The organism is Arthrobacter sp., from assembly GCF_030540645.1.
GTDB lineage: Bacteria > Actinomycetota > Actinomycetes > Actinomycetales > Micrococcaceae > Specibacter.
Window position 1 is genome coordinate 11,479 of record NZ_JAUNVV010000068.1, and the last position, 8,907, is coordinate 20,385.

Annotated in this window: 6 protein-coding genes and 1 pseudogene; 1 reads left to right on the plus strand and 6 read right to left on the minus strand. The window is 64.6% G+C overall.

What is annotated here, in order from left to right; all coding sequences use genetic code 11:
- Positions 1 to 862 (minus strand): annotated as a pseudogene (locus tag Q4P21_RS12260) (hypothetical protein); the annotation flags it as partial.
- A 367-nt stretch (positions 863 to 1,229) separates the two neighbouring features.
- On the opposite strand from Q4P21_RS12260, the gene Q4P21_RS12265 reads away from it, so the two are divergent.
- Complete coding sequence (locus Q4P21_RS12265; RefSeq protein ID WP_303389045.1) at positions 1,230 to 1,865, plus strand: vitamin K epoxide reductase family protein; 636 nt, start codon at positions 1,230 to 1,232, stop codon at positions 1,863 to 1,865.
- 315 nt (positions 1,866 to 2,180) lie between these two features.
- Here Q4P21_RS12265 and ndk read toward each other — a convergent pair whose 3' ends face one another.
- The 5 genes from ndk to Q4P21_RS12290 form a co-directional block, all read right to left on the minus strand.
- A complete protein-coding gene (gene ndk / locus Q4P21_RS12270; protein WP_303389046.1) occupies positions 2,181 to 2,597 on the minus strand; it encodes a nucleoside-diphosphate kinase in 417 nt (138 codons plus the stop codon).
- Between the two features lie 63 nt (positions 2,598 to 2,660).
- On the minus strand, positions 2,661 to 3,101 hold the full coding sequence (locus tag Q4P21_RS12275) for a DUF4233 domain-containing protein (protein WP_303389047.1): 441 nt from the start codon (positions 3,099 to 3,101) through the stop codon (positions 2,661 to 2,663).
- 1 nt (position 3,102) lies between these two features.
- Positions 3,103 to 4,485 carry a folylpolyglutamate synthase/dihydrofolate synthase family protein gene (locus Q4P21_RS12280; RefSeq protein ID WP_303389048.1) on the minus strand — a complete coding sequence of 461 codons (1,383 nt, stop codon included), beginning with the start codon at positions 4,483 to 4,485 and terminating at the stop codon, positions 3,103 to 3,105.
- The gene (ileS, locus tag Q4P21_RS12285) at positions 4,486 to 7,770 is read right to left on the minus strand and encodes an isoleucine--tRNA ligase (protein WP_303389051.1); all 3,285 of its coding nucleotides are present in this window, start codon (positions 7,768 to 7,770) and stop codon (positions 4,486 to 4,488) included.
- Positions 7,771 to 8,066: 296 nt separating this feature from the next.
- Entirely contained in the window at positions 8,067 to 8,834 is a 768-nt protein-coding gene (locus Q4P21_RS12290; protein WP_303389049.1) for an SDR family oxidoreductase, read from the minus strand.
- Between the last annotated feature and the right edge of the window lie 73 nt (positions 8,835 to 8,907).

Genomic DNA, 8,907 nt, shown 5'->3' on the forward strand with positions numbered 1-8,907 from the left:
AAGCGGCAGCCGAGTCGTGGGCAGCCGAGTCCGAGGCCTCGGTGGCAGGTACAACCGCGGGTGAAGATTCTGGAGCAGCGGCTTTTCGGCTGCTTCTACGCGGTCCACGCGTCCTGGCAGCCGGTGCGCCCGAGTCTGCTTGCTCCTGCTGTGCAGCGTCGGTGGGTGCGGCAGCTTCAACAGCGGTGCTCCCGTCACGGGCACCGGCTGCCTCGGCAGCGTCAGCCGCAACAGCCGTTGTGCTGGAGTCGTCCGTGTCGGCAACCTTGGGCGCGGACGTCTTGGCAACGGAAGCCCTGGTGGCACGAGGTCGCTTGGCCGGAGCCTTGGTGGGTTCAGCCGTGGTTCCGGCAGCTGCACTGTCAGCGTTGAGGCTCAGTTCTCCTTGGCCCGGGGCGGTCACGGGAGCCGTTGCACGGCGACTTGCTGCACGTTTCCGCGGGGCGGCAGCCGGTGCTGCGTCCCCTGACGGTGAGTCAGCCGCAGTGGTGCCGGCCGCCGTCGTGCTTGCTGTTGTTGCGCCTGCTGCAGATGACGTAGGTTCCGCATCTGCTGCAGCGGAGGGCAGGTCGATCAAGGGAGTTTCAGCGGGTGCGCCACTGGGGGTTTCGACCTTCTTGGCCCGGCTGCGGCGTGCCGGAGCCGTCTTGGCCGGTGACGCGGCTGCGTCTGCCGTTGCTGATGTTGCAGAACCTGATGCGGCGATGTCGGATGCGGCGGCAGCGTCGGGGGTTTTGGCCGGGCTGGTCACTGCAGCGGTGGCACGGCGTGAGCGCGTGGCTCTAGTCTTCGCGGGGGCTGCCTGAGCTGCCGCTGCGTTGTCTGCGCCTGTGTTGTCTGTGGAGGCTTGATCTTTATCCATGGTGGACGTTACTTTCGCGCCGAGCCAGCGCACCCACATCGAGCGCCGAAGCGGCTGATGTGCCAACACCCGCGGGCGTTGACGGAAGTCGTCTAGATACTTCGCAGGCGGCACCAACCTCTGGGTGCGCAAGCTCTCCGAAGCCAATGGTTTGCGCAAGTTGCCTGGTGGATGGCTGCACTCTCTGGCAGCGTCGTCACCGGCAGCCATTGGGCGTGCCATCGGACTGAACGGCGCATGTGGATCGCCAATCAGCCGAAACTATTGTCTCACACGCGCCTAGGCGTGGGGTGATTCCCCACACGGCGCGCCAAGAATCTCACGCTACAATCAGGACACAATTATCTCCCTCACGGAAAAGGACATCATGCCCGGCACCGCAGTCTCCACGAGTGATCCAACAGAGCTGGGAAAGCCCGCCATGGTGCGTGCCAAACCATTTGGCTGGTTCCTTCTCATCACCGGTGCCATTGCCTGGATCGCCTCCTTCACGCTCGTCCTGGATCGACTGAAATTGTACGCAAACCCGGACGCCGCCGTCAGCTGTGATTTCAACTCGTGGATCTCCTGCGGCAGTGTCATGAAAACACCGCAAGCAGCACTTCTGGGATTCCCCAACCCGTTCGTTGGGGTCGCCGCCTTCGCGATCGTGATCACCACGGGAGTTGTCCTGTTGGCGGGGGCACGGATGAGCCGCTGGTATTGGCTCGGCCTGCAGGCCGGCATCACCGCTGGCATGGCCGTGATCGGGTGGTTCTGGTTCCAGGCTGTCTACGTCCTCGCTGTTTTGTGCCCCTACTGCATGATCGTGTGGGCCATGATGATCCCGCTCTTCGTCTGGACCACAGTGCGAAACATGAACTACGGCGTCATCCCCGCCCCGGCCGCCCTGACGAAGTTCCTCAACGAATGGGCTTGGGTCATTGTGGGACTGCTCTACATCGCCACGCTTGCCTCGATCTTCTTCAAGTTCATGCACCTGATCCTCCCGTCCAACGCCTAACCCCACTACCGACCCTCCCGCAGTTTCGGGCCATTTCCCCCGGACGCTCCCGCACCTTCAGGTGATAAAAACGGAACGCTCCCGCAGCCACTGCGGGAGCGTTCCGTGTCTCAGCCCTGAAAGTGCAGGAGCGTCGGTAGTGCCACCCCAGAAGGTGCAGGAGGGTCCGTCGTAACACCCCCGAAACTGCGGGAGCGTCGGTAGTGGGGGTGCGTTCACTGCCTTGCACCACGACGAGGGGCACCTTCCGCTTGGAAGGTGCCCCTCGTCGTGGTGCTGTGGTTGGTGCTGTGGTGCGTGGTTCAGGCCGTGGGCCTAGGCGAACCAGATGGCGATCTCGCGCTCTGCTGACTCAACAGAGTCGGAGCCGTGCACCAGGTTCTGCTGAACCTTCAGGCCCCAGTCGCGGCCGAAGTCGCCGCGGATGGTGCCGGGGGCTGCCGTGGTGGGGTCGGTGGTGCCGGCCAGTGCACGGAAGCCCTCAATGACGCGGTTGCCTTCGAAGATGGCGGCCACCACCGGGCCGGACAGCATGAACTCCACCAGCGGCTCGTAAAACGGCTTGCCGGCGTGCTCGGCGTAGTGCGCCTCCAACTGCTCGCGCGTGGCGCTGACTTTCTTCAGCTCAGCCAGGGCATAGCCCTTCGCTTCAATACGGGCCAGCACGGCCCCCGAAAGGTTGCGGGCAACGCCGTCGGGCTTGACCAGGACAAGAGTGCGCTCGATGCTCACAGATACTCCAAACAACTAGATGTAACGAACTTTCAGATTCAGCTTACTGGCCGGGGCGTGAAACTACTCCGTGATGGTTGTCTCGTCGGGGTGGGCGGCATCCCATTGCGACTGAGCCCTGGCCCGGGCGGCGTTTTCGCGGTCGATCCTGGCACCGGCGTACAGGGCGTACCACCAGGCAACGGCGAACAGGATGCCCACAACGAACATGGATGGTTCCCAGAAACCGCCGGCAATGAGGACCAGCTGCAGGATCCAGCCAAAGGCAGGGCCCCACTTTTTGGACAGGAACGCACAGGCAGCAACCATGAGGAACGCCAGCACACCCGCAACCACAAGGTACGTGGCGTTCTTGCCCTGCAAGCCAAAGAGTGCCAGGCCGGCGAACAGGGCCACGAACGCTTCCAAGACCAACACCACCGAGGCGAACATCGTCTTCGTGGAGCGGGCCTTTTTGGGTGTGTTGGGCTTCCATTCGCGCTGTGCGCGGGTCAGCTTTGCCATCTCAGGCACCTGCCTTTTCGCCGGGGCGGCCCAGCAGGATGCGGGCTTCGCCCACCACCGTGATGGAGCCGGTGATCAGGACACCGCCGGCGAGGTCGTTGTTGGCCTCGGCCCGTTCAACCGCCCACTCGATGGCGTCGTCGAGCCTCTCGGCAATGTGCACGTCCGCCTCGTCCCAGCCAAGATCCACTGCCATTTCAGCCAGTTCCGCGGCCGGAATGGCGCGTGGCGAGTTGGACTGAGTCAGGCAGATTTCAGCAGCTTCATCGCCGTAGGACTCCCGGATGGTGTTCAGGATTGCCTCGGCATCCTTCTCGACCAGCACGCCCAGCACAATGACCAGCTTGCTGAACGCGAAGGACTCCTGCAGGGCCTTGGCGCTGACAGCGATGCCGGCGGGGTTGTGGGCGGCATCCACCACAATGGTCGGCGAGGTGCGCATGACTTCGAGGCGGCCCGGCGAGGTGACGGCACCAAAACCCTGCTGGACCAGTTCCAGGTTCAGTTCCTTTTCCCCTCCGCCGAGGAAGGCTTCAAGCGCGGCAAGGGCGACGGCGGCATTCTGCGCCTGGTGTTCGCCGTGCAGCGGCAGCAGGATACCGGGGTAACGACCGGCCAGACCCTGCAGGTCAAGGCTCTGCCCGCCCACGGCAATGGTGCGCGATTCCACACCGAACTCCACGCCTTCAAAGCGGAAGTCCGCGTTCTTCGAGCGTGCCGCATCGAGGATGACCTGGGCGGCGTCGGCGGGCTGCGCGGCGCTGATGACGAAGGCGCCTTCCTTGATGATGCCGGCCTTTTCCTCAGCGATAAGGCCGGTGGTGTCCCCCAGCAGTTCGGTGTGGTCCAGGGAGATGGGGGTGATGACGGCAACTTGGCCGTCGCCCACGTTGGTGGCGTCGGTGATGCCGCCGAGGCCCACTTCCATGACGGCCACATCCACGGGCTCGTCGGCAAAGACGGCGAAGGCCAGGATGGTCAGGCACTCGAAGTAGGTCAGCCGCACGTCGCCCGCGGCCTCTAGTTCTGCGTCGACAATGTCCAGGTAGGGGCGGATTTCGTCCCAGATACGCACGAACGTCTCGTCGCTGACGGGAGCCCCGTCAATGCTGATGCGTTCGGTGACCTTTGTCAGGTGCGGGCTGGTGTAGCGTCCGGTGCGCAGGTCGTGGGCCAGCAGCCCGGCCTCGATCATGCGCGCCGTGGACGTTTTTCCGTTGGTGCCGGTGATGTGGATGATGGGGAAGGCCTTGTTGGGCTCGCCCAGAATGTCCATGGCCCGGAACAGCGGGTCAAGCCGCGGCTCCATCTTGTTTTCCGGGGCGCGGCCCAGAAGCTCGGCGTAAACACTTTCCACCGAGAATTCATCGTGGTTGGCGCTCATTTAGACGGTGCTCCGTTCAACAGTGATGGTGGTTTCAACGTCACCGGGGATGAGTTCAAGCTTTAGTGTGAGGGTCTCGTTCTTGACCAGCTCGGCGTTCGCGTGCAGGGCGTCGACAATGTCCTGCGGGGCGCTGACGATGGTGCGGATACGGTCACTGACCTGCAGGCCCGTATCCTTGCGCGCCTGCTGGATGGCACGGACCATATCGCGTGCGGTGCCTTCGGCCAGCAGTTCGTCCGTCAGTTCGGTGTTGAGCACCACGAAACCGCCGTGCGGCAGCATGGCCACCGCACTGTTTCCGCCGTCGTCCGTTTCTGCCACCACAGTCTCCAGCGTGTATTCGGAGGGCTGCAGTTCAAGGCCGCCCGCCGTCACGGTGCCGTCAACAACCGACCAGTCGCCGGATTTGGAGCCCTTGATGGCGAGCTGGACGTCCTTGCCCAGGCGCGGGCCGGCGGCACGGGCGTTGACCACGAGCTTCTGGCTGATGCCGAACTCTTCCGGTGAGGCGTCTGCGGCGTCAAGGAAACGCACGGCGCGGATGTTCAGTTCCTCGGCGACCATGCCAGCGCCGTCCTTCAGTGCGGCGGCGTTGGGGGCCACCACCGTCAGCTCCTGCAGGGGCAGGCGGACGCGCAGCTTGGCGGCCTTGCGCAGGCTGGAGCCGGTGGAGCAGATCTGCTGGATCGCCTCCATCTGCTCCACGAGCGGTGCGTTGGAAACATACAGTTCGGCGTTGGGCCAGTCGCTCAGGTGCACCGAACGCCCGCCGGTCAGGCCGCGCCAGATCTCCTCAGTGACCAGTGGCAGCAGTGGGGCTGCGACACGGCACACCGTTTCCAGCGCAGTGTAGAGCGCGTCAAAGGCGTCCACATTTTCGTCGAAGAAGCGGTTGCGACTGCGACGCACGTACCAATTGGTGAGCATGTCGAAGTACACGCGCAGGGCTTCGCAGGCACCGGAGACGTCGTAGCCGTCAAGCAGGCCGGTCAGCTCGCGCACCAAATCGCCGGTGTTGGCGAGCAGGTACTGGTCCATGGGGTCGGTGTAGCCGTCGTAGCGCAGCTTGGCGTCGTAGCCGGCGCCGCCGTTAGCCGTGTTCGCGTACAGGGTGAAGAAACTGTACACGTTCCACATGGGCAGGATGACCTGGCGGACGCCGTCGCGGATGCCCTGCTCGGTGACCACCAGGTTGCCGCCGCGCAGGATGGGGCTGGACATGAGGAACCAGCGCATGGCGTCGGAGCCGTCGCGGTCCAGCACCTCGGAGACGTCCGGGTAGTTGCGCAGCGACTTGGACATCTTCGCCCCGTCGGAGCCGAGCACGATGCCGTGGCTGATGACGTTGCGGAACGCCGGGCGGTCAAAGAGTGCGGTAGAGAGGATGTGCAGCATGTAGAACCAGCCGCGCGTCTGCCCGATGTACTCGACGATGAAGTCGGCCGGGTTGTGGGTGTTGAACCAGTCCTCGTTCTCGAACGGGTAGTGGACCTGGCCGTACGGCATGGAGCCAGAGTCGAACCAGACATCCAGCACGTCCTCCACGCGGCGCATGGTGGACTGTCCCTGCTCAGGCGTGCGCGGGTCATCCGGGTTGGGGCGGGTTAGCTCGTCGATGAACGGACGGTGCAGGTCCACTTCGCCCCCTTTGTTGACGGGTAGGCGGCCAAAGTCGGCCTGCATTTCGGCGAGCGAGCCGTACACATCCGTCCGGGGGTACTCTTCGTCGTCGGACTGCCACACAGGGATGGGGCTGCCCCAGTAGCGGTTGCGGGAGATGGACCAGTCGCGGGCGTTGGCCAGCCACTTGCCGAACTGGCCGTCCTTGACGTTGCCGGGGATCCAGTTGATGTCCTGGTTCAGCTCAACCATGCGGTCCTTGAACGCGGTGACTTCCACGTACCAGGAGGAGATGGCGCGGTAGATCAGCGGTGTGCGGCAACGCCAGCAGTGCGGGTAGCTGTGCACGTAGCTGGCCTGGCGGACCAGGCGCCCGGCCTCGCGGACCACCTTCGTGATGGTCTTGTTCGCGTCGAAGACCTGCACGCCGGCGATGTCGTTCAGCGGGCCGCCGGCAAAGACGGGCAGGAAGTTTGCACCCTCATCCACGGACAGAACCACCGGGATGCCGTACTGCTCGCACACCTTCTGATCCTCTTCACCGTAGGCGGGCGCCTGGTGGACAACGCCGGTACCGTCGGTGGTGGTCACGTAGTCGGCGAGCAGGAACTGCCAGGACTTGGCGGTGCCGTACTTTTCATCGTCGGCAAAGTAGTCCCACAAAGGCTCGTACTTCAGTCCCTCAAGCTCGGAGCCGGCGTAGGTGGCGGTGACGGCGGCAGTCGCGGCAGCACCGTCGTCGTACCCCAGATCCTTGGCATAGGAGCCCACCAGATCGGCGGCAAGCAGGAACCGCTCCCCCTCGGCGCTGGAACCGTGAGGCCCAACAGGCACGACGGCGTAGCTCACCTGCGGCCCGACGGCGAGGGCCTGGTTGGTGGGCAGCGTCCATGGTGTGGTGGTCCAGGCGATCGCGGCCACTCCGGCGAGTTCCTGCGACAGGGCGGATTCGCCGGGCAGGATGGGGAAGGTGACGGTGACGGTCTGGTCCTGGCGGTCCTTGTAGACGTCCTCGTCCATGCGCAGCTCATGGTTGGAGAGGGGCGTCTCATCCTTCCAGCAGTAGGGCAGCACGCGGTAGCCGTTGTAGGTGAGGCCCTTGGAGTGCAGCTGCTTGAACGCCCACAGCACCGACTCCATGTAGTCGACGTTGAGCGTCTTGTAGTCGTTGTCGAAGTCGACCCAGCGGGCCTGGCGGGTGACGTATTCCTGCCATTCGCCAGCGTATTTCATGACGGAGGAGCGGCAGGCGTCGTTGAACTTGTCGATGCCCATGGCCTCGATCTGCGCCTTGTCCGTCATGCCCAGCTGCTTCATGGCTTCCAGCTCGGCGGGCAAACCGTGCGTGTCCCAGCCGAAGCGGCGCTCCACCCGGCGCCCGCGCTGGGTCTGGTAGCGGGCCACGAGGTCCTTGGCGTAGCCGGTGAGCAGGTGACCGTAGTGCGGCAGGCCATTGGCGAAGGGAGGGCCGTCGTAGAAGACGAACTCGTTCGACCCGTCGGCCCCGGCGTCGCGCGCGTCGATGCTGGCCTGGAAGGTGCCGTCTTCGTCCCAGTACTTCAGGACAAGTTCTTCCACCTTCGGGAAATTCACGGAGGCGGGAACATGGTGGGTTTCGGCGTGCAAGCCGGCGGCGGCGGAGGCCTTCGGGAAGTGGGTCATCACATCATCCTGGTTGGGGGCGTTCATGTCAGGATGCAAGGACGGCTTGCGCCGCGGTACCACCTCGCTTACCGTCCCCCTTGCCTTTCGACGCCGGGTGCGGCCGCTCATTGTCTGCTGTGACGGGCTTACCCGTCCGGTTCTACTGGCACGGCGCACGTGTGATGGCGCAGTGTGTTCTTCCGGAAGCTCACCGGTGATGGCCGGTTCAACGCTTTGCATGCAAGTCTACGGGATCGGCGGGGCTACCGTGCACCGCCTCCCGGATCCCGGCGGCGGGTGGCCTCCGGACAGGTTCAGTGGCGGATGAGTTTGTGGGCGGCGGCCTGGGCCACGGGCCGCACGACAAGCTGGTCTATGTTGATGTGCTGGGGAAGTTCGACGGCGTAGCGCACCACCTCCGCCACGTCCTCCGGCGTCAGTGGCTCGGCCACGCCCTGGTAGGTTTTGGCCGCCGCTTCCTTGTCCCCGCCGAGGCGGTTCAACATGAATTCCTCCGTCTGGACAAGGCCGGGAGCCACCTCGATGACACGCACATTGTGTTCGGCTTCTTCCAGACGCAGCGCATTGTTCAGGGCGTGCTGGCCGAATTTTGCGGCGTTGTAGCCGGCGCCGCCTTCATAGGCGACAAGCCCGGCGGTGGACGTCAGGTTCAGCACGGTGCCGCGGCCATGTGTGCGCAGTGCGGGAAGGAACGCCTGGATGACTTTCAGCGTGCCCAGCACGTTGACCTGGTACATCCACTCCCAGTCCTGGACACTCGCACTGCCCACGGGGTCCACCCCGCGCGCACCGCCGGCAATGTTGATGACAGTGTCCACGCCGCCGTGGTTCGCAAAAGCGTCGGTGACAGTGCTGCGGAGGCGGGCGACGTCGTCGTCCTTGGATATGTCCGCCGGGCAGGCAATGGCGCCTGTTTCCGCGGCAAGCTCGGCCAGCCGCTCGGCGCGGCGGGCCACTGCCACCACGTTCCAGCCGTGGGCGCGCAGGGCGCGGACGGTGGCGGCGCCAATGCCAGAGCTGGCGCCAGTGACTACTGCATTGCGGGAAGTGTTTTCAGCCATGGCTTAAATGTAGCGCTGCCGCGCCCGGCCCGGGAACCGTAGGTCAGGGCTGCTGGTTCAGGAAGTCCAGCAA

What these genes read in the sequence shown, in the direction of transcription:
- ileS (WP_303389051.1), bottom strand. Translation starts at nt 7,770, where the DNA reads ATGACCCACTTCCCGAAGGCCTCCGCCGCCGCCGGCTTGCACGCCGAA.
- Q4P21_RS12280 (WP_303389048.1), bottom strand. Translation starts at nt 4,485, where the DNA reads ATGAGCGCCAACCACGATGAATTCTCGGTGGAAAGTGTTTACGCCGAG.
- Q4P21_RS12290 (WP_303389049.1), bottom strand. Translation starts at nt 8,834, where the DNA reads ATGGCTGAAAACACTTCCCGCAATGCAGTAGTCACTGGCGCCAGCTCT.
- Q4P21_RS12265 (WP_303389045.1), top strand. Translation starts at nt 1,230, where the DNA reads ATGCCCGGCACCGCAGTCTCCACGAGTGATCCAACAGAGCTGGGAAAG.
- Q4P21_RS12275 (WP_303389047.1), bottom strand. Translation starts at nt 3,101, where the DNA reads ATGGCAAAGCTGACCCGCGCACAGCGCGAATGGAAGCCCAACACACCC.